Source organism: Vibrio sp. vnigr-6D03, from assembly GCF_002835515.1.
GTDB classification, from domain to species: Bacteria; Pseudomonadota; Gammaproteobacteria; order Enterobacterales; family Vibrionaceae; genus Vibrio; species Vibrio penaeicida.
This window is the reverse complement of record NZ_PIZL01000001.1, coordinates 592,831-614,473: the sequence shown is the minus strand read 5'-3', so window position 1 is coordinate 614,473 and position 21,643 is coordinate 592,831. Positions and strand designations below refer to the sequence as shown.

Below are 21,643 nucleotides of genomic sequence, written 5' to 3'. Positions count from 1 at the left end.
CCTATTTTAATCTACGTACTGTACATCACCTAGAATCCACTTACAGTGTATACACGGCGGTTTTATTTCCCCAACAAAACCTTTCTTTTGTGTTTCCATTGTAAATACAGCGAAGTCATCTAGAGTCGCACTTGGTCTTTGATTGAGAAGATCATTAACAGCGTAGACCTCAGCATGAGAGCCTTTTCCTTTTGAGAAAGCGTACTCTTCAAGATCTGCATCAGGAATGTTGAATCTTCTATCCAAAATGTTGTGTAAGTTTGAAGGTTGAGTGCCTTCAAAGTTATTAATATAAGGTTTGGATATCGTACCTGATTCGAGATCTTGTGCGACAGATACTACCGGACCAATTTTTCTTTTCCCAAGTTTATCAACCTCTTTTAGTTGCTTTAAATGGCTTCTGGCGATGCTCTTAAGGTTGTTAGCTTGCTCTGAGGTAAAGGTAAGGTTGGGTTGCGGTTTAGGCTCACCAATGGCACTAAATACCTTTCCATTTCGGCCCAGCATTTCTGGTTGTGTTTTTGCATTGTCAAACAGTCTGTATACCCCGTTTCCTCCGTTTTCTTGGAATACAGGAATAGCTTGCTCATTATGTTCCGCTAGGAATACGTGATCTCGACGTATGAGGTTAGAGCGAACACGGTTACCATTCACATCCGCAAGTCTCTTAAATCCTTTGTACTCTTGATCTGTGACGATAAAACGACGCCCATCATGTTCAATGATTGCTCCAGCCTCTTCAGTAAAGCCCCTAGTGATCGCTCCATGCTGTGCATCAGCAAGCAACTCTAATTCACCCGAATACTGACCTGCTTGAGTGGCGGCAGTGGCTACTTCGTTGAAGTTCTCGATGTTGAAGACGTTTGTGCGATGAAGCCTCTTGGCAACGTTAAGTATATGCCTTGACTCTGCGAATCTTGCACCCTTTTGGACTTCGGTATCGATCCCACCGCGAATTCTGATCCTAAGGTCAACTTTTTTAGTAATGGCGTTGTATTCGCCAAGTTCGAAATTAGTTGCCCAACGACCAGTTAGTGCTCTAACTTCATTGCCTACAACACCAGCAGGGTTGAAGCCTGCGTTAATGTTTGACCAACCAACGTACCCGCTTCCACTTTGAATTTCTTGCTGGAGCGCTGAGTTAAACTCAGCCTCCCAAGATGCAAAGACTTGTTTCATCGCTTCGCCGGCATTTTCTGCAATTGGGTAGAGTTCACTTCCCTCTACAAGCGCCATTGTTTCTACAATAGGAATATTGATAGCGTGCAGGATTTCTTCAGAGGCCGCGCCTTCTTCAATAGCTGTAATTTCTGGAAGCTGAGTGAAAATAGTAGCATCGGCTGCTTCTAGTAAAGCAATGCCTCCTGGGTTATGTACTACTGCAATAGCCGCAGCTTCGGTCTCAGCAAAGAGTACGGCGGCATCCGTTCCTATCGCTTGTGCAGCGGTAGCAACTGTTGCCCCTCTTGGCAATGTGATATTTCTGCTCGCAAGCTTTCTGCGAGCGACATTGACTACACGTGTTGACCGATGCCATGACAGAGGGCGGACTAAAGTTGTTAATGGTCGAATTGCACGACCTATTGTCCAAAGTGCTCCAATCGCGGCACGTTTCTCGCGTGAAGCTCTTTCTGCGCCATTAGCGAGCTCAAGGTTGATGTCGGTATTAGTTATTGCGAGACTTTCGGCAGTCGAAAGAGGAGCGAATGCCATTAAGCTGCTGCTTACGGCAGCGCATAACAGGGCTTGTTTAAACTTGATATCTCTCATTTCTTGTCACCTAATTTTTTTGATTTAATCACTCTGAACATTCGGAGGCTTGATGTTTTGAACTCAAAAATAAATAAATTAAACTACTCCAAAGTTCATTTTATAAAATCAACCATATTAGCTTGGGTATCAATAAGGCTCGGTGGTGCGTACCTTAAATACTGAATTGATGTTTGAGTTTGATTGTTCATGACATTGAGAGTGTGAATTGCCTTCCAGCAAATTTTTTGTCGGTATTGAGTTTTTTATTTCAACAAAAAACGAAATTGGTGAACTAGAGAAATTGCTTTGGTTTGGTAAACTGGCTGTGAAAACCAGCCTCTTAAGGAGAAGAAATGAAGCTGTTTGTATTTGAACATTGCCCGTATTGCATTAAAGCAATGATGGTCGCTGGCTTGAAAGGTCTTGACGTTGAAGAAGTGTTTTTGCAAAACGACGACGTTGATGCCCGTATTGAAAAAGTGGGTGCGAATATGGTGCCGATCCTTCAAAAGCCTGATGGTAGCTATATGGCAGAAAGTTTGGATATCGCGAAATATTTGGATGCGTCAGATGGTGCTCCAGTGATTACCGAAGGTAAATTTGGTGACAGAATTAGTGAGATATTAGCGCAATCGTTTGAGTTTAGTGGACCTTTGCTTTACCCGCGCTGGTTGATGATTGAGTTGCCAGAGTACGGCAGTGAAGCAGCTAATGCGTGGTTTACCAAAAACAAATCCGCCATGATAGGGATGAGTTTTGAAGAAGCCTTCTCTCAGTCTGATGAATACTTACCAAAAATGAATGCGTTGCTTGAAAAGCTGGATTGGCTGACATTGCCTTCAGAGCGAGGTAATACCATCAGTTACGACGATGTGAACTTATATCCGCATCTACGTAATCTAACGGTTGTGAAAGGTATTCAGTTCTCTCAGCGTGTTCGACAATACATAGATGAAGTCACTGCGCTTACTAAGATCCGTTTGTTCGATTCAGTCGCCGTGTAGTTAGCCTCTAAACTTCGCATTTAGAGACTATGTCGATATATAACGAAAAATCCCGAATTGATCGGGATTTTTGTTTTTGGATAGCTGTTATTCAACGCGAGAAGATGCTTACCGTTATTGGCACCCATCCGACCCACAAACCATGCTCGCAATGACATCGGGATTGCCAAAATAACCCGTGTGGGTTTTATACATATTGGTAATCAAGCCAAACCAGGTACTAGTGTTACTCACTTTGACATTGTGTACTGTCACCATACTATCACCTGAACTTTTGCTGGTTGCCGTGGTGGTACCGTAGCTGCTTACGGGGTAACTCAATAAATCGCTCGGGTCGGTGTACGCGACGACGTTAATTTTTGATCCCCCGTTTTGCTTGCTTTCAATCGAACCTGATAAGGCGGCGGCTAAGCTATTTGAGTAAAACTCTTCTTGCTCTGTTTTAGCGCTTCTATTTGTTTTTATGGGTTTGCAATTGTTCAAGGGGCTTAAGAGTGGAATTTGGTTCGATGCCATAAAAACGGTTGACGATTGAGCAATAAGCGACTTGGTTGTCGATTGATTTTTAGCATAATCAGAGTGCTGACTTGGGTGAGGAGCGCACATTAGTACATCTCTGAGCACCTTGCTTCCCAAGCTGGATGAAATAAAGAAGATTCGGTTCTTGATGGTGCTGGATTCTGGATTAATCTCTTGAACTTTAGCCATCGATTTCGCAAGGTACTCTCGGATTTTTATGCCCTTAGAGCCAGCATAGGTCGTGACGTCAGAAAGGCACCCAGAGACCAAAGTGTCTTTGAGTTTTTTATTTAAATAGGCTGCTTTGCCTTGAATCTCCAGCTCGCCAGAGTCTCGAATCTGATTCCAGGCAGAGTAGTGGTATGCGTAGAATTTCAACTCAGATTTCTCATCACTGACTTTGTACTCTCTAAGGTAAGGGAGACCTTGCGACGTGCTTCCCTTGGGATAGTAGTAACCTAAATCATTCGCTGTAATAGCCCCATTGTACCCAGCCTTTTTCACTATGTTTTTAATAGGATTTCGGGCCCAATCGGACGGTTTTTCACACATGCCATGAACCATAACAACAATAGTGCGGTAAGAAATGCTGTTTGTTTTGTTTGCCATCAACCCTTCAAACGTGGCTGTCTTCTCCATTTCTGGAGGAGAGTATGGAGATGTACACGCTGTTATAAGTAAGCAGATGGCGATTAAAAATAAATGTTTCATTTTGATATCCCTATTCTTTTACATCCAATATTTCTTTAAGTTTTTTGGATAACTTTTCTTTGCTGTCATCTTTTTTATTTTCAAGCGCTTCAGCCAGTTTATCTAACGCTTTTGCAGAGATTGATTTGTCTATTACGATTAAAGTAAGCGTTATTTTATGAGTCTGAACAAATACTCGATCTACATCTTTAGGCGGTCTAATACCTGACAATTCGCCGAAAGAAATCTGGCTACTGGGAGTCGTTGTCGGGATGTCCAAAGTCGCAACTTCACCGTCAAAAATGGTATTGATAGAGATAGACTCTTTATTGCGTGTATACGTAACCCAGTTCAAATTCAAAGTAGCAGCACCTTTGAAGGCTTTTGCTGTATCTTCTTTGTTCTTAACTAGGTGATGCCATTGATAGGGAAGGGCACTAAATGTTTCGTCAGCTAAAGAATGACTATTAACGGATGCCTTATAGAAGATTGGCGATGTTGTTAAAGTGATCGGTATGATTAATTTAGGGTCAGTCTCAGCAGAACTTAGCTGAATCGACATAGGGAAAGTGAGTTCTTCAATTTTTGCTATTTTCTTCGTGGATTCATCCTTGCCTTTCCGTTCTTTTAAGTCACATTGAACAAGGTACTCACCTTTATAAACCTGAACTTTTTTCTTCAGTTCCTTTTCTAATTGCTTATCTACAGCATCGACTAAAAAGCTGGCGACTTGATCAATCAAAAACGTTTTTATTAGTGATTCAGAAATTAAGTTTGTGTTCTGTTCTTGGCAGAAAGAAGGTAAAGGGGTGGTATTCGTAAACTCCATATCTATGTTTTTAGATTCAATCAATGCGGTACTGGTACAGCCAACACCCAGTATCGCGCAGGATGCGATAAGTGTTTGGTATATATTCATTGACTTTCACCTTTTTAAATTCGTTAAACATTATGCATAGGCACAAATTTAATAAGGAGATTGGTGTCAAATATTTGTTATTTTTTTGTTAAGTTATGGTTGGATTATTTTAATGGTAAGTCGTTTTTATGAGTGGTAAATGGTGAATCACATGATACGGGCGGCAGTATCAATGTGTTCAACAAGTATGCTCTGAATGGAGAGCGGAAGACATCAGTAAGTGGCGGCTGATAATCTAAAAACTGACGAGAAAGTCACCGATGATTTGGTTGTTTGAGTTGGCAATGGTGCCTTTACTGGTGTGCTCATCGTACGAAAATTGCAGATTTAAATCAGATACTTTGCCTTTGGTTAGAACATTGCGCAGCAAAATATCGCTATTCATTTGGTGGGTCGTGACTCCCCACTGGGTGTTACTTTTAAAAATATTGAATTCTATTCTCATTTATTTCCTCTTCGTAGAGTTGGATTTTTCAGTTTTGTTGCGGCATTTCTGAAACCAGAAACGGTGTCGACCAATCGATTTAGACATGGTTTTTCCTTTTTTCTATTCACTAAGGTCTTTTGACCTATAGCAGTTAAGTTTTGTTCAAGCTGAAATTGGCTGAACGTTTGAATGCGCGTAAACGCATACCAATACCTTCATTAAAGTATTCGAATGTTTCACTTTGATGTATTAAGACTGTATGTTTCTAAATAGTTCTATGACACGATCATCATAACGATGGATACGTTAAAACACAGGAAGAAATTGAAGTAGTAACAAAGAAGGTTATATAGCTGAAGCGGTGATGCGAGGTAAAGCCGGAGGGCTAAACGAGCAAGCCGCGAAGCTTGCTCGTAAAAGCATAACTTACGCAGGTACTACGTTAGCAGCCTGAAGACCTTTTTGGCCTTGCTCTACTTCAAAAGTCACTTTCTGACCTTCGTTAAGAGTTTTGAAACCTTCAGAAGCGATAGCACGGAAGTGAACGAATACGTCAGCACCGCCGTTATCTTGAGAAATGAAACCGAAACCTTTCTCTTCGTTAAACCACTTTACAGAACCAGTTACTTTGTTAGACATGGAATGCCCCTTAAATATATTGAATTAAATAGGTTCGCCATAGGCGAATGCACTGAAAGCCGGAATTATTTAATTTGACGATGAAGCTAAGGGTGTAACAGAGGGTTCAACAGTTACGAAGGAATTCTGAAGACTTGCTTTGACTTAATGTTTTTTTTAAATAACTCTATGTGACAGAGCGCACGTAATATTACATCAGAGAGATGCGTTGTAAAGGTTTATTTTCAATATATTGTCTTTATCTTTGGGAACAGAGGCAACTTCGCATAAAAAGGACACTTTTTGTTCATGTAGCTGAAGGTGAAGATGTGCTTGTTGTGAAGATTTCCCATTAGCTACTAGGTCTCTCATTTGTCGTACCACATAAAATACGAGAGCCACAAAGCTGCGGCTCTTGTTTGGTTTTAATCGGGTTACTGTTTACTGTCTTCGAAATCAGCATCATGATCGGATTGAGGCTCTGCATTTGCGGCTTTGGCACTTCGTTCATACCAATTGACGTTTCGAGTCATTACCATAACGAAGCTTAAGACGACAAAGCACAACAGTGTTCCCATTAGTAGGGCATAGCTTTCGGCTTGCAGCAGCCCAAACAACAATCCGTACAGAATGAGTAAACTGATGCCAAAGATGCTGCCATGCTTACGATTATTCAGCATGCCGCCCACGTACACACTTAATAAGGCAGTGGAGGCAATAGCAGATACTAAGTATGCCCAATTGAAGCCTGTGTGCTCACTAAGGGAAATCAGCAACAAATAGAACAGTGCCAGAGCAAGACCCACAAAACCGTACTGGATAGGGTGAATAGGGCGTGCTTGGAACAGTTCTAACAAGAAGAAGCTTGCGAATATCAGGGTAATGACCAGCAGAGAATAGTTAACGGCTCGATGTGATTTAAGGTAATGGTCGACAGGATCAATCAAGTCCACACCCATTTGCCTGCCGTTGAGTTCGTAACATTCGGTATTGTCTGACATGCATTTATCAAACAGTTGGGTAATGTTGGTTGAAAAGTTGTTGGTTGCCCATTGAGCAGTGAAGCCAGTTTCTTGGATATCGGAAGAAATAGGCAAATAATCACCAATAAAACTCGGGTGAGGCCAGCTAGAAGAAAGCTTAACACTGGTATTGTTGCCAATCGGGGTGATTTGTAGATTACCCATACCTTGTAGCAAGAAGTTCAAATCAAATGTCAGCGGCTTAGATGTATCTAAAGTATCGATGTCCAGTTTTTTGTGGAAACCTTGTGTCATTTGGTTCATCCCAGTACCTGGTTCAACTTCGATGGATTGTCCATTTAGTGACAATTCCCCTAAATTGATGAGCCCTCTGCTGTCACTGATCCCCACTACCATGCTGACCTTGTCTATTGTGAATTCGCTCAAATCATCCAGTGAAGAGAGATCAAACTCCCCATTGAGATCGGTCTGCGCTTGATAAAGGCGAGCTTTATAGATCCCTCTGTATTTCTCGAAACTTTCAAGGTGAGAGGTCAGGTTAAAGGTATCGGGTAAAATGAACGCCTGACGTTCGAGCATGAATTCTTTGTCTTTATTTGTGATGGTTTCCGTGTACTGAATATTGATGAAAGGCCCCATTATTCGCTGTTCACCGCTGCTGCTTCGAGCAATGTCTTGCTGAACTTCCTGTTGTCGATAGGAGCGCTCAGAAATAAGGTCTTCAATCATGGATACTGGAATCTGCAGTAGCAGAAACAAAAACAGCACAAAGCCGAACTTCATGCCGAGTTGGTTGTTCATAAATTTTTTCATGTCACTCTCCTTAAACGTTGTTCTCACTCTAAAACAGCAACTTGGAGAGTGAATGGAGGCTATGTGGAGTTTTTATGGAGTTGTTAATGCCTTTATGGGGTAGAAACGCTTTTAAGGGGTTGGAAGCTGCAGTGTGACTTTGACTCCGCCCTCGACGTTGGCTATTTCGAGTGTACCGCTGTGTAACTTAGCGACTTGCTCAACGAAGTTAAGCCCCAACCCCGTGCTTTTCACGCCATTCTCCCTAGGCAGCGAGTAAAACCGTTCGGTGATTCTTTCCAGTGCGTAGTCAGGAATGTGTGGTCCGGTATTGAACACGGTGAGCATCGCATTTCCACCACTGTAGGAGATACACCAATGAACACTACCCTGTTCAAAGACAAAATCGAGGGCATTTTCCATTAAGTTGAATAACGCCTGTTTCAATAAAAAACTGTCGCCGTATACGGTTAACGGACTGTCCGACGCGCTTGGTTCACTCACAGTTATTTCGCACGTTGCCGATTTTTTACTGAGCTTCGCGTCTGAAGCGTGCACTATTTCTTCCAACATCATGAGTAGGTGAAGTGGCTGCGTATTTTCCAATTGAGGCATTTTTTCTAACCGAGCTAACTCCAACAGTTTATCGATAAGCGATTGCATTCGGTTACTTTCGCGTTCTATGTTGCCAGCGAAACGGCTTATTTTTTCTTCCGGTAGTGGCATCTGCAAGATTTCGCTCGCGCCTTTAATGGCAGAGATTGGGCTTTTGAGTTCGTGGGTGAGTGTTTGAACATATTCTTCAACGTAGTGTTTTCCGTCGAGTTGATTGCGCATTTTTTCCAGCGCATTACTTAGCGTGCCGTATTCATAAAAGATTCGAAAAGTCGGTTTGGTGACTTTTTCTCCGCGACCCATTTTTTCTGCGTAATCTTCGAGTTTATGTAGGGCAGAGTGAATACGCCAAGCGATGAGTGCACCGGCGAGCAATACCAGCCCTGTCATCCACATCATCCAGAATAAGACATTTCGTTTTGAAAGGTCGATAAAAGGCTGAACACTCCGATTGGCTTTCGCGACCGTAACGCTGCCGATAATTTCTCCTTGATGGTAGATGGGGGCGGCAACGTGCATAACCGTAGAAAGAGGATCTTCGGGGTTTTCGGTTGTACTGCGAGCCCCATATTTTCCGCGTAACGTTAAGTACACGTCATTCCACTGAGAGTAATCTTTGCCCACATCTTGTTGCCAAGAATCGGCGATAACGATGCCATTTTTATCGGTGATATAGATTCGATGATTAATGACTTTTTTGCCGATTTCCCAGATTCTCGCTTCCGGTTCTCGCTTACCATAAGCAGTCAGTAAACTGGCAAATCGACTTTGTGTCATTTCACCATTTGCAACTTCTTCTTCCGCCAGTACAGCAAGCAAATTCGCCATGTCGACTAACGTTTCCTCCGTCGCTTGGCGTACGGTCGGTTTCAGTTCTTGAATGACCGTTTGGCTAACGATATAGGCAGTCATGCCCACCAACACAAAGTAGAGGAAGAACAGACGAATCCCGAGGGGGATTTTAGGCCAATTGGACGTTTTGTCGGTCATGTTAAGCCTTACAGCGGTGTGAATTTTGAGCGCAATAGTAGTATCCGAACCCGCGTTTTGTACAAATTCTATCTGTCATACCAAAGGGTTTGAGTTTGTTGCGAATGGCTTTAATGTGAGAATCGATATTACGTTCGTAGATGGCATCTGGCGTCATGTCGGCAGCGATCATGAGCTGTTCTCGGCTAAGTACGTTGGTCGATACATCAATCAACTTGTGAAGGATTTTGAATTCCACAGCGGTAAGCCCTAGGTTTTGGCTGCCCACACGGTAGTCAAAATTCTCAGGGTATAAGTCTTGGGTGTTCTCGACCGATTTTTCCGCGTCAGGTGGGGGGGAGACCAATGAGCGAGACTTAATACGAAGCTTGATTCTCGCGAGCATTTCCCGAGGGCTGAAAGGTTTGGTTACGTAATCATCAGCCCCGATTTCTAGTCCGACAACTCGGTCTATTTCATCATGTCTGGCGGTTAAAAAAATGATAGGGATCGCGGAAAAATCGCGAATGGTTTTACATAGCTCAAAGCCATTTCCATCCGGTAGCCCCACATCCAGAACCAATAAATCTGGGTTTTGTGCTTTTAAATGGGCAAGCCCTTCGCCAGCGGTTGAAAACCAGTCCACTTGATAACCATCCATTTCCAAAACGTGGATTAAATTTTCAGCAATAGCGGGTTCATCTTCAATGATAAGGATATTCAAAATTTGGCTCGATTCAGGTTTTATATCGCGTAATTATACACAGCTACAATAGCCAAAAGTAAAGCGTGAGGCTGGTGTGTTAGCTGCAGTCACATATCAGTGTTTAATCAGATGAGTCACTTGGGGAGCATGTCTATAAAGAACGGCACCATCAAGCGCATTGCGATCAGAAATAACACAATCGATATCCCTTTTCTCATGGTATTGGGGGCGATATTCGTTGGATATTTCTGGGTTAAGTAGGTCACAAGCATCACTAAGGGAATCGCTGCGGCTGAAATGGTCAGAATTTCAGGTGTGAGCTGGTTTTCCCATGCAAGAAGCACCGTTCGAGAAACCGAACTGCAAAGAAAGGTGGAAAGCAACAGCGCACGAATATGCTCCATTGCCATAGGTTGGCGATAAAAGTGGTAAACAAGTGGAGGGCCGCCCAGCCCGAACATTCCGCTACAAAGCCCCGAAGTAAAGCCAGCAGCAGAGAAACTACGGACACTAGAGAGTTCTTTTTTTGCCGACGCTCGCCAAAATAAACTGATGGCGCTGTACAAGATGATACAACCCAACAAAAACTCCAAGGTACTGATGGCTTCACCGCTGAGGTGGTTCAAGCCCAGTAGACCAATGTAGATACCAGGTATAACACCCAAAATGGTGAACACCCATTTACGCCAAGGGGTTTGCCGACCAACACCTTTTAAGGCGACTAGACAATTTCCAATTGTTATCAAACTGATGATGGCAGCGATAACAGGTAAACTGTAGAGCTGAAAAGCGCTGGTCAAGCCGATAATGATTATGGCAATACCAAACCCTGCTACAGTTTGGAAATACGTGCCAATGGCGATAATAACGAGTAACAGGATTAATTCCATTCGTGCGAGGTAACCTCAATTAGGTATGTTGAGCTTGAACAACCGTCGTGGCGATGACATGGAATATATCGTCTTCGCTGCACCCTCGGGACAAATCGTTGGCGGGTTTTGCCAGTCCCTGTAAAAGAGGCCCTATAGCTTTTGCGCCACTGAGTCTTTCTGCCAGTTTGTAGCCGATGTTTCCTGCTTCTAAATTGGGGAAAACGAGCACGTTGGCGTTGCCTTTTACGGTTGAATTTGGTGCCTTCTTATTAGCAACTTCTGCGACGATGGCGGCATCGAATTGCACGTCTTCATCAATTGCCAGTTCAGGTCGTTGATATTTTACTCTTTTTGACGCATTTATCACTTTGTCTACGGAAGAATGTTGTGCACTTCCATTTGTTGAGAATGAAAGCATCGCGACTCTTGGTTCAACATTCAGAAGTTGCTGTGCGCTATTGGCTGCTGTGATCGCAATATTAGCAAGTTGTTCTTCGTTTGGATCCACCACCAAGCCGCAGTCTGTAAATATGAGTGGTCCTTTATGCTGGTGGAAAGGCTCACATAACATCATGATGAAAAAGCTCGACACGAGCGGGAATGCTTTGTTGGTGCCAATTAACTGAATGGCATTACGAACGACATCCGCTGTAGTGTATACCGATCCTGCGACCAGCCCATCAGCATAGCCCTCTCGTACAAGCATAGATGCAAAAACGAGCGGTTGACGAATCAATGCTTCAGCATCTTGTTGGCTGATCCCTTTGTGTTTCCTTAACTCATACAATGCTTTGGTCAACGGCTTGGTAAGTGGGCTATCGTCGATACAAATCAAGGTTAACCCAGACAACGATAGCCCTTGTGCCAAAGCTTGCGCTTCAAGATCTTTGTTGCTGCCAGCTAATATTATCTCAGCGACCCCGAGTTGATGAGCCTTTAAACTGGCGTTGAGGATGCGCTTATCTTGTGCTTCGCACAACACGATCTTTTTTGGGTTGTTTCTTGCGGATTCGATGATCTTTTCAATTGCTTTCATAATAATAAAATTCCGTTTATCGATACAATTTGTTCCGTAAATTGTATTTATGTGACAATGCTAACGACTGATGCCCCATAGATCAATCTAAAATCCGCTATGTGGTATAAATCATATTGCTTTCTTGCTATAAGTGGTCACGTGAGCAGTTGAAGAAGAAAATCGGAGAAATATGGACAGCCAGTCACCCACTCAGCCTCCTAAAGTGGAGGGTGATACGCCCACCTTGCGCCTTTTTGCTTTACTCGAAGTGATCGCGGAAAAGGACGAGTTTTTCTCATTACAAAGCCTCGTTGAAGAAACGGGTTTGCCGAAGCCCACATTACACCGAATGCTCCAGCAACTAGAGAGTGCTGGCATTGTGCAGCGTGACCATGATGACAGGCACTACAGCACCGGAATACGATTACGCCGTTTTGCGGAAAAGTTGCTACTGAACAGTACGATTCACAGTGCGAGGCACGCCGTGTTACTGCAATTGCAAAATGAAGTGGGAGAAAGCTGTAACCTTACGGCGCTTTCTGGGGGCGAGATTGTCTATGTTGATCGCGTAGAAACCCAAGCCCCACTTCGCTTTTATTTGCACCCCGGTTCTCGTGTGCCTGTGCATTGCAGTGCAACGGGCAAGCTTTTCCTCGCGAATATGAATGCCAAACAGCGCAGACGTGTGTTAACCACCACTGAATTAGAGCGTTACACCCAGCATACGAAAACCAACATTGAAGATTTGGAAGAAGAACTCGATCTGGTTAAGAACAATGGTTACGCCATCGATAACGAAGAGTTTTTACCCGGTCTGTTCTGTGTTGCTGTGTTAGTGCCTTCAAAACGTGGACGTTCTAATCTTGGTATTGCCATACAAGCACCGATTATTCGCCTAAAACCAGAACAAGCTCTACATTTTCTTCCTGCTTTGCAGCGCGCAGCCAATGCATTGGCCAAAATAGAAGAGGAAGAAGATGAACGGTTGTCTGACAAATAGGTGAATGGGTGCAATACGTAGAGATTAAAATCGCAGTAGAAGAGCAGATTGAGTCTGGTTTATTACCTCCTGGGCAAAAACTGCCTCCGGAACGTAAATTAGCTGAGTCATTTAACACGACTCGAGTAACACTGCGAGAAGCGCTATCGCTGCTTGAGATTGAAGGAAAAATCTACCGAGAAGATAGGCGAGGGTGGTTTATCTCGCCTCCGCCACTAAGCTACGACCCGGGTAAAGACTTCAGTTTTACGGCATTAGCGACGGCGAATGAAAGAAAGCCTAGAACCGAAGTTCTCACATCGAAAACCATTTTGGCGACCAAATACGCTTCTCAGATTTTGGATCTTCAACCTTTCTCTGATGTGCATAAAATTGAGAGGCTTCGTTACCTCGATGAACGCCCCGTCATGCATGTGACTCATTATGTTCAGCCTGACTATGCACCGAGCCTGCTCGATCACGACCTTACCCTTTCACTCAGTAGTATTTGCACGAGTGAATTCGGTATTCACCCTGCATCGACTCAAATTCGGCTACGAACTACTTCACTGCTTGGAGACATTGCACAGTCTTTACGCGCAACACCAGGTGCTCCAGCAATGGTGATTGAGCGCTCGAGCCTAGACAGTTCCGGTGCGATCATTGATTGTCGCATCGAATATTGGCGACATGATGCGATCAGCATTGAATCGAGTGTGGAGCTGAAAAAATAGCTTATGTCATTGTTTGCTATTGCGTTGGTTGTTTTCTCGGCGTTGCTGCACGCGAGTTGGAATATCATTGGCAAATCTAAACAAGGTGCTGGTGGTTCGTTTTTTCTTGCTTCGGCGTATGCGCCAACTCTTATCTTAGCCCCTTATACGTTTTGGTTTCTCTCTTCTCCCGAGATTTCATTGCCTTCCCAATTTTGGCTTTGGGTATGTGTGAGTGCGGTATTTCAAGCTGTTTACATGCTTGGGTTAGCGTACGCTTATCAGCGTGCCGATGTTGGCGTGATTTATCCTATCGCGAGAGCCACGCCAGTACTGATGGTTGGTATGGGGACGGTATTGTTAGGGCAGACATTGAGTGATGCTCAATGGATTGGTTTCACCTTAATTACCCTTGGCTGCTTGTTTGTTCCACTCGTGACATTCAGCCAGTTTAGACTATCTGATTACATGAATGGCGGTGTGGCTTGGGCGCTTGTCGCCGCAGTGGGGACAACGGGTTACTCCATTCTGGATAAAGTCGCGATAGACATTCTTACCAGTGAAGTGAAGGAAGTTTACAGCGCGCAACAGGTGGCTATTTTCTATTTGGGTGTTCAGTTTGCATTTATGGCCGCGACATTAACCCTGACCTTTGCCGTGACGAAACAATGGCATGTCTTTCGAAAAGGTTGGGAAATGAAAAAGTCTGCCACTGTCGCCGGCGTCATGATGGGCGTAACGTACACCTTAGTTTTGTATGCCATGACGCTAACTGAAAACGTCAGCTTGGTGGTTGCTTTACGCCAGACCAGCATCATATTTGGGCTTTTATTGGGAATTATTTTCTTGAAAGAAAAGTGGCTGTATACAAGAGGTGTCGGGGTGGTTTGTATTGTCGTTGGACTTGTCTTGGCTCTTATTTGATGACCTGTGTAAAAACAAAAAAGTGCCCTGAAAAACAGGGCACTTTTGGTTAAAACCTTGTTGGCTTACTTACCACGTTGCCAACCGTGGAATTTCTGAACCCATTCCAACAGTTTTTCTGGTGCGTTGGCTTTTTTCCATACCCCAGCAGTGTATTTCGCCGCTTCACTCATCGTCGGGTAAGGGTGAATCGTACCTAGAATCTTGTTCAAACCTAAGTTGTACTTCATGGCTAAAGTAAATTCAGCCAGCAATTCACCTGCTCCGTGCCCCACAATCGTGACACCCAAAATAGTGTCTTTTCCTTTTGGTGTGATCACTTTAATGAAGCCGATGTCTGCTCCATCGGTAATAGCGCGGTCTAGATCATCAATGCCATAAGTCGACACTTCGTAGTTAATGCCTTTGGCTTTTGCTTCGCTTTCGTTGATACCAACACGAGCGACTTCTGGTGTGGTGTACGTTGCCGCTGGCATCACACGGTAGTCGGCTTTAAATTTCTTAAACTGCCCAAACAAGCCATTTACGGCTGCATACCAAGCTTGGTGCGCGGCAGCGTGAGTCAATTGGAATGGTCCACACACATCGCCAACAGCGAAGATATTAGGATACTTAGTTTGTAGGTATTCATTGACATCAACCGTGCCACGATCCGTAACTTCAATGCCGAGCTCCTCTAAACCAAAGCCTTTCACATTGGCTACACGACCAAGTGCGAGTAACACTTTATCAAAGTAAACGCGTTTGGTTTCGCCTTGGTGTTCAAGCTCGGCAAACTGACCCTGTTCATCACGGCCAAATTGCGCAGCTTTGTGACCCGTTAATAGGTTGACACCGTCTTCGGTCAAATGGCTTGCTACGAGATCAGACGCTTCTCTATCTTCACGAATTAGGATTTGTTCCGCCATCTCAACCAGAGTAACTTCAGATCCAAGTAAGCTAAAGCTTTGTGCAAGTTCGCAACCAATAGGACCGCCACCTAACACCAACAGTTTTTCAGGCTGCTCGCGCAGTTCCCATACGTTGTCGGAAGTGAGGTATTCAACATCGCTTAAACCTGGGATACCCGGAACCAGTGGGCGAGCACCAGTTGCGATAACGATATTCTTCGTGGTGAGACGCTCACCATTTACTTCCACTTCCCAAGGGGATAGAACTTTCGCTTCGCCAGTCACACAATCGACACCCAGCGAAGAATAGCGCTCGATAGAATCGTGAGGTTCAATGTCCGCGATGACGTGTTGAACACGATCCATTACCGCGCCAAAATCAGCTTTCGCTTCTCCGGCATCAATACCAAAGCGCTTGGCTTGAGAGATTTCCTTCATTGTGTGCGCGGCACGAATCAGTGCTTTGGAAGGCACACAACCTGTGTTCAAACAGTCACCGCCCATCTTATGGCGCTCAATCAAGGTGACTTTCGCTTTAACCGCGGCAGCAATGTAAGCTGAAACTAAACCACCAGAACCAGCACCGATAACCACCATGTTGGTATCGAATTTAGCGGGTTTCTTCCAGCCTTCATACACTTTACGAGCCGCAATAATATCGACCAGTTTCTTGGCAATTAATGGGAACAAACCAAGTAAAACAAATGAAAGCAAAATTGGTGGTGAAATAATACCCGCTAACGAGTCGATTTCAGCTAGCTGAGTACCGGCGTTAACGTATACCGCTGTGCCCGCCAACATACCCAATTGACTTACCCAATAAAAATCGCGAGCTTTGATTGGCGTTAAACCCATTAAAAGGTTAACGACAAAGAAAGGGAATACAGGGATTAAACGTAAAGTGAATAGGTAAAATTTACCTTGTTTTTCAACACCTTCGTTAATAGCTGATAAGCGCTCGCCGAATTTATTTTGAACCCAATCGCGCAGTAAGAATCGGCTGAATAAGAACGCTAGTGTTGCCCCTACAGAGCTGGCGAATGAAACCAATAGCAAGCCCCAGCCAAATCCAAACAATGCGCCGCCTAGTAGCGTCATAATGGCTGCACCAGGCAGTGATAGCGCAGTCACGATGACGTAAATAACAAAGTAGGTCACACTGGAAAGCAGAGGGTTTTCAGCAATCAGAGAAGACAATTGTTCCTGCTGCTGTTTTGCTGTTTCCAAGGTTAGGAAGCGACCTAAATCTAGGCTAAACCATAAAACTATGAACCCAACAATCGCGAGTGCGAGAAGTATCTTTTTTTTGCTCATCACATTTCCTTCATTAGGTTGTTGGCAAAATTATCAACCACTTATATCCATCACGTGGTCTGGCTATAAGTGTAGTGAAACTGACTAATAAAAACAGGGCAAATACGTCCTTTTCCTTGAACTGAAACAGAAGATAACGCTCTGAATCCAGCATCTTGAGGAAGTTTGAGTACTCATTTACAGCACTGTTTTGAAGACTTGTTTTAAAAGACCCAGCAAAGCACAGGTTCATTTCACTTTTTTATGCTTTTTTTTAAAAAAAGGGATTCGCCTTATTCCTCAAGATTCTGAATAAGTCATCAGGGTAGCAAAAATGCATTTTGCTACGGATAATCAAACAGACCCTAGATACAAGGATCTGTGGCTAGAAGAAATGTCGTTTCATTTAACGGCTGGGCGCGACAAATCTTAGGGTCAATAGACCCTAACATGGACGGAAAGCTTGGAATGAGAGGGAAAACTCAGTGTGATTTAGGAGGATGATTACAGGTAATGGAGCGTGAGAACTCTTCCTGACACATTTGAGCGCGTGGTTCATTTTCATACAAACGGTAGAGGCGGCACATTTCGACCAATGTATCGCATGCCAAAAGATAACTTTTGTGACGAAAAGCCTGACCGCGGTCTGGGTTGTTCATCTCGTTAACCAGTGCATAGTGGAGCTTTTTCAATACTCGGATGGCGCAATAGTCGTCACCGACTTCCTGTGATCGTCTCACCAGTTTTTGGCAGGCATCGTTATAGGCATGAAGTGCTCGCTCACAGCCGTTGCTTTTAGTCAATACAGCTTCACACAGATACATTTCGGTTTTTAAATCTTGAGCCTTCAAGCGATAGTTATCGATATTGCGGAAAATCTGATGATGAAGTGAATCCATTTCTTTAACATCCCAAATGAGTGAAGTATTTTTTAAATGATAATCATTATCAATTGATAAATCTACACCCTTTTTTTGTTTTAAAAATTACGCGGTCGATCACGAAACTTTATTTCCGCTTAAATTTCATAAAAAATTCTTATATATCATTGATATAAACCAATCATGGCTGGTGTTTAATTTTGTGGGAAATTTCGTGCTTCAAACCGCCAAACTTTGCTCGCCTCTGGTCTGGTAAGGCATCTAGAAATTGCAAAATTTTTTTCGCTTGTTCAGCTCTAATATGTAAAACGTCTTGAATTGATAATCATTATCAACTAGATCTATATAGCAAGATGTAGTGGTTAATTTTTGAACTGGATACAAGATATAGTTATGGACGTAATAAAACGCGACGGGCGAAAAGAGAAAACTAGCCTGGACAAAGTTACCCGAAGAGCAGAGGCACTGTCAGACGGTCTAAAGGTAGAACCTATAGCAGTGGCTCAAAAAGTAGTAAGTGGCCTGTATGATGGCATTAAGGTGACAGAGATTGATGTTTTCCTAGCAGAAACATCAGCCAGCTTGGCAGCAGAGCACCCAGATTATGCAAAACTTGCAGCACGTGTGTTGGTGAGTTCACTCCAAAAAGAAACTCAAGGCTTCCAGTGGGCGACGAAGCAACTGGCCGAAATTGGTATTTTATCGGACGAATATGTTGCTCAAGTGACGCGCCAAGGTCCTGAGCTTGCAGAACTAATTGATTACAAACGTGATTATCAGTTTGACTACTTCGGGTACAAAACGTTAGAGCGTTCATACCTGCTAAAAGCAGATGGTGTGATTATTGAACGTCCGCAAGACATGTACATGCGTGTCGCGATAGCAGTGGCCGGTGACAACATTGAGCAAATTAAAGAGCTTTACGACATGTTGAGCTTGGGCTATTACACTCACGCAACGCCAACGCTGTTCAATGCCGGCTGCAAAATGCAGCAACTTTCATCTTGTTTCCTTTTGGCCATGCAAGATGACTCCATTTCAGGGATCTACGACACGCTAAAAGATTGCGCACTGATTTCAAAATCGGCGGGTGGAATTGGCTTACATATCCATAATATTCGAGCATCCGGCGCACCGATTATCGGTACGAACGGTATTTCGAATGGCATTATCCCGATGTTGAAAGTGTTCAATGAAACCGCTCGTTACGTAGATCAAGGCGGCGGTAAACGAAAGGGTTCTTTTGCGATTTACCTAGAACCTTGGCATGCCGACATTGAAGCTTTCCTAGACCTGCGAAAAAACCATGGTAAGGAAGAATTCCGTGCTCGTGACCTATTCCTGTCACTTTGGGTTCCTGATTTGTTCATGGAGCGCGTAGAGCAGGATGGTGATTGGACGTTGTTCAGTGAACACAGCGCGAAAGGGCTTTCTGACGTTTACGGTGATGAGTTTGTTGCCTTGTACGAGAAATATGAACGTGAAGGGCTAGGGCTCAAAACAGTAAAAGCGCGTCAAATTATGACTCAAATTATTGAGTCTCAAGCGGAAACTGGCACGCCTTACATGTTGTATAAAGACTCGTGTAACGTGAAATCGAACCAAAAAAATCTGGGTACGATCAAGTCGAGTAACTTGTGTGCTGAGATTATGGAAGTATCGACAGCCAATGAAACCGCCGCTTGTAACTTGGCTTCACTGGCATTACCTAAATGCATTATTGACGGTGAGTTCGACTTCGAAAGGCTCCATGAAATCACCAAAATCGCGATTAAGAATTTAGACCGCGTGATTGATGTGAATTACCACCCAACAGACAAAATCGAAAAGTCGAACCACGCTCATCGACCAGTAGGCTTAGGCATTCAAGGCTTAGCAGATGTATTCTTCAAGTTACACCTACCTTACGACAGCGATGAAGCGCGTGCTTTGAACCGCGATATTGCTGAAACCATGTATCACGCTTCTCTGGAAGCATCGTGTGAGTTAGCACAAGATCTGGGTACTTACAGCAGTTACGATGGCTCGCCAGTTAGCCAAGGTATCTTCCAGTTTGATTTATGGAATGAACAACCGAGCGAGCGCTGGGATTGGTCTTCACTGAGAAACAACATTTCTCAACATGGTCTTCGCAACTCACTGTTGATTGCTCAAATGCCAACCGCATCTACTGCTCAAATCTTGGGTAACAATGAAGCATTTGAAGCGCAGACCAGCAATATCTATAAGCGTCAGACACTGTCTGGTGAGTTCATTATTGTTAACCGTCACTTGGTTAAAACGCTAGAAGAACGCGGCTTATGGACGGCAGCCGTTCGTGACTCCATCATTTTGAACAACGGTTCCTTACAAAATATTGCGTCGATACCTGAAGACGTAAAATCGGTTTATCGCACGGTATGGGAACTTTCTCAAAAAGCGATCATCGACATGTCGGCAGATCGTGGCCCGTATGTATGTCAATCACAGAGCCTTAACCTATGGCTAGCATCCCCAACGTTTGCTCAGATTAACGCTATGCATTTCTACGCTTGGAAACGCGGACTGAAAACGGGCATGTACTACCTGAGATCCAAACCTTCTGCTAACGCGGTGAAGATGACCGTCGGTAACAACGATGAAGATTGCGTAGGCTGTGGCGCTTAGGTCAAACCGCCAGAACCAGAAAACGCTTTGTTTTACATAGAACAATGATTTAAGGCGGGTATACCCTATCCGCCTGCTTAACAGGACAACACCATGATAGTAAAAAACAAGTTCAGCCTTTTCCCTATTCAGTATGAAGAAATTTGGCAAGCATACAAAACCCATGAAGCCGCTTTTTGGACCACCGAAGAATTGGACTTTGCTCAAGATCTGCCTGATCTACAAAAACTGACAGAAGGTGAGCAGCACTTTATCCGTCACGTGTTGGCATTCTTCGCACAAAGTGAAGGCATGATTAATGAGAACTTGTTGACCCGTTTTTACGGTGAGATTGAAATTGCAGAAGCGCGCTGCTTCCTTGCTCTACAAGCATTCAATGAAGTTATTCACGCCGAAACATACGCGCTTCAATTGGAAACTTACATACCGGATGTCGAAGAGCGTGAGCGTTTGTTCAATGCCATCGACAACGTGCCAACGGTGAAGCGTAAAGCCCAATGGGTGATGAAGTGGATCTCCTCAGACAAACCACTCGCGATGCGCCTTATTGCGTTTGGTTTGGTGGAAGGGTTGTTCTTTGCTGGCAGTTTCTGTGCGATTTACTATTTCCGCAAGCGCGGTTTATTGGCGGGTCTTGCTGCAAGTAATGACCTAATCGCACGTGATGAAGGCTTGCACTTTAGCTTCTCGGCATTGCTATTTAAAACTCTGGGTCAAGGTAAAGTGACTCAAGCGGAATTTGAAGAGATATGCCGTGAAGCGGTGTCTATCGAAAAAGAGTTTGTGACAGAAGCATTGCCCGTGGATCTGATTGGTATGAATGCGGATCTAATGTGCCAATACATTGAACATACTGCTGATGTTATCGCTGGGCTATTTGGATTTAACCCTGTTTTTGGCTCAGAGAACCCATTTGATTACATGCGCCTTCTTGATATGGAAGGGAAAACCAATTTCTTTGAAAAACGTGTGACCGAGTATAAGCGTCCACAAGATCGTCAACTGGCATTTGATGCCGATTTCTAACAGGAGTGGAAAATGCAAATAGAGATGTTTAGCAAGGACAACTGTCCACAATGTGTCACAGCGGCAAATTGGATTGCTCAGCAGGGTATGAAGCTTCATCAACTGAAGTTAGATAAAGACTTCGACCGCGAATCCTTATTTGAACTCTTCCCAACAGCGCGCAGCTATCCGCAGTTTAGAGTGAATGGCGAAGCGGTAGGCGATTTTGAATCGCTGAAAAGACAGTTGGCATTTGCATCAGAAGCAGCATTTTAACTTCCGTGCAGCGGTTAAGTTAGATACAGAAGATTCTGAAAACAAAAATGGCGGCATATTATGCCGCCATTTTTATGAGCGTTACACTAGTTTTTGACGTTACACCGGTTTTTATAGACGTTACACCGGTTTTTATGGACGTTACACTGGTG

General features: G+C 43.9%; 19 protein-coding genes. 7 read left to right on the top strand and 12 right to left on the bottom strand.

All coding sequences use genetic code 11. From position 1 onward, the window contains the following. Positions 1-6 precede the first annotated feature (6 nt). Positions 7-1,770 (bottom strand): YwqJ-related putative deaminase, encoded by a 1,764-nt coding sequence (locus tag CW749_RS02685; RefSeq protein WP_101110369.1) that lies wholly within the window; start codon positions 1,768-1,770, stop codon positions 7-9. A 335-nt stretch (positions 1,771-2,105) separates the two neighbouring features. Between CW749_RS02685 and grxB the strand changes: the two genes are divergently transcribed. Beyond that, positions 2,106-2,756: a glutaredoxin 2 gene (gene grxB / locus CW749_RS02680; protein WP_101110368.1), complete on the top strand. Its 651-nt coding sequence runs from the start codon at positions 2,106-2,108 to the stop codon at positions 2,754-2,756. A gap of 114 nt (positions 2,757-2,870) precedes the next feature. Here grxB and CW749_RS02675 read toward each other — a convergent pair whose 3' ends face one another. From CW749_RS02675 to pta, 9 genes are all read right to left on the bottom strand, one after another. Then, entirely contained in the window at positions 2,871-3,986 is a 1,116-nt protein-coding gene (locus tag CW749_RS02675) for a hypothetical protein (protein WP_101110367.1), read from the bottom strand. A 10-nt stretch (positions 3,987-3,996) separates the two neighbouring features. Further along, positions 3,997-4,884 carry a hypothetical protein gene (locus CW749_RS02670; RefSeq protein WP_101110366.1) on the bottom strand — a complete coding sequence of 296 codons (888 nt, stop codon included), beginning with the start codon at positions 4,882-4,884 and terminating at the stop codon, positions 3,997-3,999. A gap of 235 nt (positions 4,885-5,119) precedes the next feature. Beyond that, positions 5,120-5,329 carry a hypothetical protein gene (locus tag CW749_RS02665; RefSeq protein ID WP_101110365.1) on the bottom strand — a complete coding sequence of 70 codons (210 nt, stop codon included), beginning with the start codon at positions 5,327-5,329 and terminating at the stop codon, positions 5,120-5,122. Positions 5,330-5,737: 408 nt separating this feature from the next. After that, positions 5,738-5,950 carry a cold-shock protein gene (locus CW749_RS02660; protein ID WP_101110364.1) on the bottom strand — a complete coding sequence of 71 codons (213 nt, stop codon included), beginning with the start codon at positions 5,948-5,950 and terminating at the stop codon, positions 5,738-5,740. A gap of 413 nt (positions 5,951-6,363) precedes the next feature. Then, entirely contained in the window at positions 6,364-7,725 is a 1,362-nt protein-coding gene (creD, locus tag CW749_RS02655; RefSeq protein ID WP_101110363.1) for a cell envelope integrity protein CreD, read from the bottom strand. Positions 7,726-7,836: 111 nt separating this feature from the next. Beyond that, complete coding sequence (gene creC, locus CW749_RS02650) at positions 7,837-9,309, bottom strand: two-component system sensor histidine kinase CreC (protein WP_101110362.1); 1,473 nt, start codon at positions 9,307-9,309, stop codon at positions 7,837-7,839. Position 9,310: 1 nt separating this feature from the next. Further along, on the bottom strand, positions 9,311-10,012 hold the full coding sequence (locus tag CW749_RS02645) for a response regulator (protein ID WP_101110361.1): 702 nt from the start codon (positions 10,010-10,012) through the stop codon (positions 9,311-9,313). A gap of 116 nt (positions 10,013-10,128) precedes the next feature. Beyond that, on the bottom strand, positions 10,129-10,884 hold the full coding sequence (locus CW749_RS02640; protein WP_101110360.1) for a sulfite exporter TauE/SafE family protein: 756 nt from the start codon (positions 10,882-10,884) through the stop codon (positions 10,129-10,131). A gap of 19 nt (positions 10,885-10,903) precedes the next feature. Continuing rightward, positions 10,904-11,902, bottom strand: coding sequence for a phosphate acetyltransferase (gene pta / locus CW749_RS02635; protein ID WP_101110358.1), 999 nt, complete (start codon positions 11,900-11,902; stop codon positions 10,904-10,906). 172 nt (positions 11,903-12,074) lie between these two features. Here pta and CW749_RS02630 point away from each other — a divergent pair, with 172 nt between their 5' ends. Genes CW749_RS02630 through CW749_RS02620 form a run of 3 tightly spaced genes read left to right on the top strand, consistent with a single transcriptional unit; the run spans position 12,075 to position 14,500 of the window. Then, a complete protein-coding gene (locus CW749_RS02630) occupies positions 12,075-12,884 on the top strand; it encodes an IclR family transcriptional regulator (protein WP_101110356.1) in 810 nt (269 codons plus the stop codon). Between the two features lie 8 nt (positions 12,885-12,892). Continuing rightward, on the top strand, positions 12,893-13,597 hold the full coding sequence (locus CW749_RS02625; protein WP_101110354.1) for a UTRA domain-containing protein: 705 nt from the start codon (positions 12,893-12,895) through the stop codon (positions 13,595-13,597). Between the two features lie 3 nt (positions 13,598-13,600). Further along, entirely contained in the window at positions 13,601-14,500 is a 900-nt protein-coding gene (locus CW749_RS02620; protein ID WP_101110352.1) for an EamA family transporter, read from the top strand. Positions 14,501-14,565: 65 nt separating this feature from the next. Here the strand turns inward: CW749_RS02620 and lpdA are convergent, their stop codons facing one another. Both lpdA and CW749_RS02610 read right to left on the bottom strand, forming a co-directional pair. Then, positions 14,566-16,704 carry a dihydrolipoyl dehydrogenase gene (gene lpdA / locus CW749_RS02615; RefSeq protein ID WP_101110350.1) on the bottom strand — a complete coding sequence of 713 codons (2,139 nt, stop codon included), beginning with the start codon at positions 16,702-16,704 and terminating at the stop codon, positions 14,566-14,568. Between the two features lie 461 nt (positions 16,705-17,165). Then, the gene (locus CW749_RS02610) at positions 17,166-17,582 is read right to left on the bottom strand and encodes a hypothetical protein (RefSeq protein ID WP_101110349.1); all 417 of its coding nucleotides are present in this window, start codon (positions 17,580-17,582) and stop codon (positions 17,166-17,168) included. Between the two features lie 375 nt (positions 17,583-17,957). On the opposite strand from CW749_RS02610, the gene CW749_RS02605 reads away from it, so the two are divergent. From CW749_RS02605 to CW749_RS02595, 3 genes are all read left to right on the top strand, one after another. Further along, positions 17,958-20,210 (top strand): ribonucleoside-diphosphate reductase subunit alpha, encoded by a 2,253-nt coding sequence (locus tag CW749_RS02605; RefSeq protein WP_101110347.1) that lies wholly within the window; start codon positions 17,958-17,960, stop codon positions 20,208-20,210. 93 nt (positions 20,211-20,303) lie between these two features. Then, positions 20,304-21,236 (top strand): ribonucleotide-diphosphate reductase subunit beta, encoded by a 933-nt coding sequence (locus tag CW749_RS02600; protein WP_101110345.1) that lies wholly within the window; start codon positions 20,304-20,306, stop codon positions 21,234-21,236. Positions 21,237-21,248: 12 nt separating this feature from the next. Then, positions 21,249-21,491: a glutaredoxin gene (locus tag CW749_RS02595; RefSeq protein WP_101110343.1), complete on the top strand. Its 243-nt coding sequence runs from the start codon at positions 21,249-21,251 to the stop codon at positions 21,489-21,491. Positions 21,492-21,643: the final 152 nt, after the last annotated feature.

What these genes read in the sequence shown, in the direction of transcription:
- pta (WP_101110358.1), bottom strand. Translation starts at nt 11,902, where the DNA reads ATGAAAGCAATTGAAAAGATCATCGAATCCGCAAGAAACAACCCAAAA.
- CW749_RS02670 (WP_101110366.1), bottom strand. Translation starts at nt 4,884, where the DNA reads ATGAATATATACCAAACACTTATCGCATCCTGCGCGATACTGGGTGTT.
- grxB (WP_101110368.1), top strand. Translation starts at nt 2,106, where the DNA reads ATGAAGCTGTTTGTATTTGAACATTGCCCGTATTGCATTAAAGCAATG.
- CW749_RS02605 (WP_101110347.1), top strand. Translation starts at nt 17,958, where the DNA reads ATGGACGTAATAAAACGCGACGGGCGAAAAGAGAAAACTAGCCTGGAC.
- lpdA (WP_101110350.1), bottom strand. Translation starts at nt 16,704, where the DNA reads ATGAGCAAAAAAAAGATACTTCTCGCACTCGCGATTGTTGGGTTCATA.
- CW749_RS02595 (WP_101110343.1), top strand. Translation starts at nt 21,249, where the DNA reads ATGCAAATAGAGATGTTTAGCAAGGACAACTGTCCACAATGTGTCACA.
- CW749_RS02600 (WP_101110345.1), top strand. Translation starts at nt 20,304, where the DNA reads ATGATAGTAAAAAACAAGTTCAGCCTTTTCCCTATTCAGTATGAAGAA.
- CW749_RS02640 (WP_101110360.1), bottom strand. Translation starts at nt 10,884, where the DNA reads ATGGAATTAATCCTGTTACTCGTTATTATCGCCATTGGCACGTATTTC.
- CW749_RS02620 (WP_101110352.1), top strand. Translation starts at nt 13,601, where the DNA reads ATGTCATTGTTTGCTATTGCGTTGGTTGTTTTCTCGGCGTTGCTGCAC.
- CW749_RS02685 (WP_101110369.1), bottom strand. Translation starts at nt 1,770, where the DNA reads ATGAGAGATATCAAGTTTAAACAAGCCCTGTTATGCGCTGCCGTAAGC.
- CW749_RS02660 (WP_101110364.1), bottom strand. Translation starts at nt 5,950, where the DNA reads ATGTCTAACAAAGTAACTGGTTCTGTAAAGTGGTTTAACGAAGAGAAA.
- CW749_RS02610 (WP_101110349.1), bottom strand. Translation starts at nt 17,582, where the DNA reads ATGGATTCACTTCATCATCAGATTTTCCGCAATATCGATAACTATCGC.
- creD (WP_101110363.1), bottom strand. Translation starts at nt 7,725, where the DNA reads ATGAAAAAATTTATGAACAACCAACTCGGCATGAAGTTCGGCTTTGTG.
- CW749_RS02630 (WP_101110356.1), top strand. Translation starts at nt 12,075, where the DNA reads ATGGACAGCCAGTCACCCACTCAGCCTCCTAAAGTGGAGGGTGATACG.
- CW749_RS02675 (WP_101110367.1), bottom strand. Translation starts at nt 3,986, where the DNA reads ATGAAACATTTATTTTTAATCGCCATCTGCTTACTTATAACAGCGTGT.
- creC (WP_101110362.1), bottom strand. Translation starts at nt 9,309, where the DNA reads ATGACCGACAAAACGTCCAATTGGCCTAAAATCCCCCTCGGGATTCGT.
- CW749_RS02665 (WP_101110365.1), bottom strand. Translation starts at nt 5,329, where the DNA reads ATGAGAATAGAATTCAATATTTTTAAAAGTAACACCCAGTGGGGAGTC.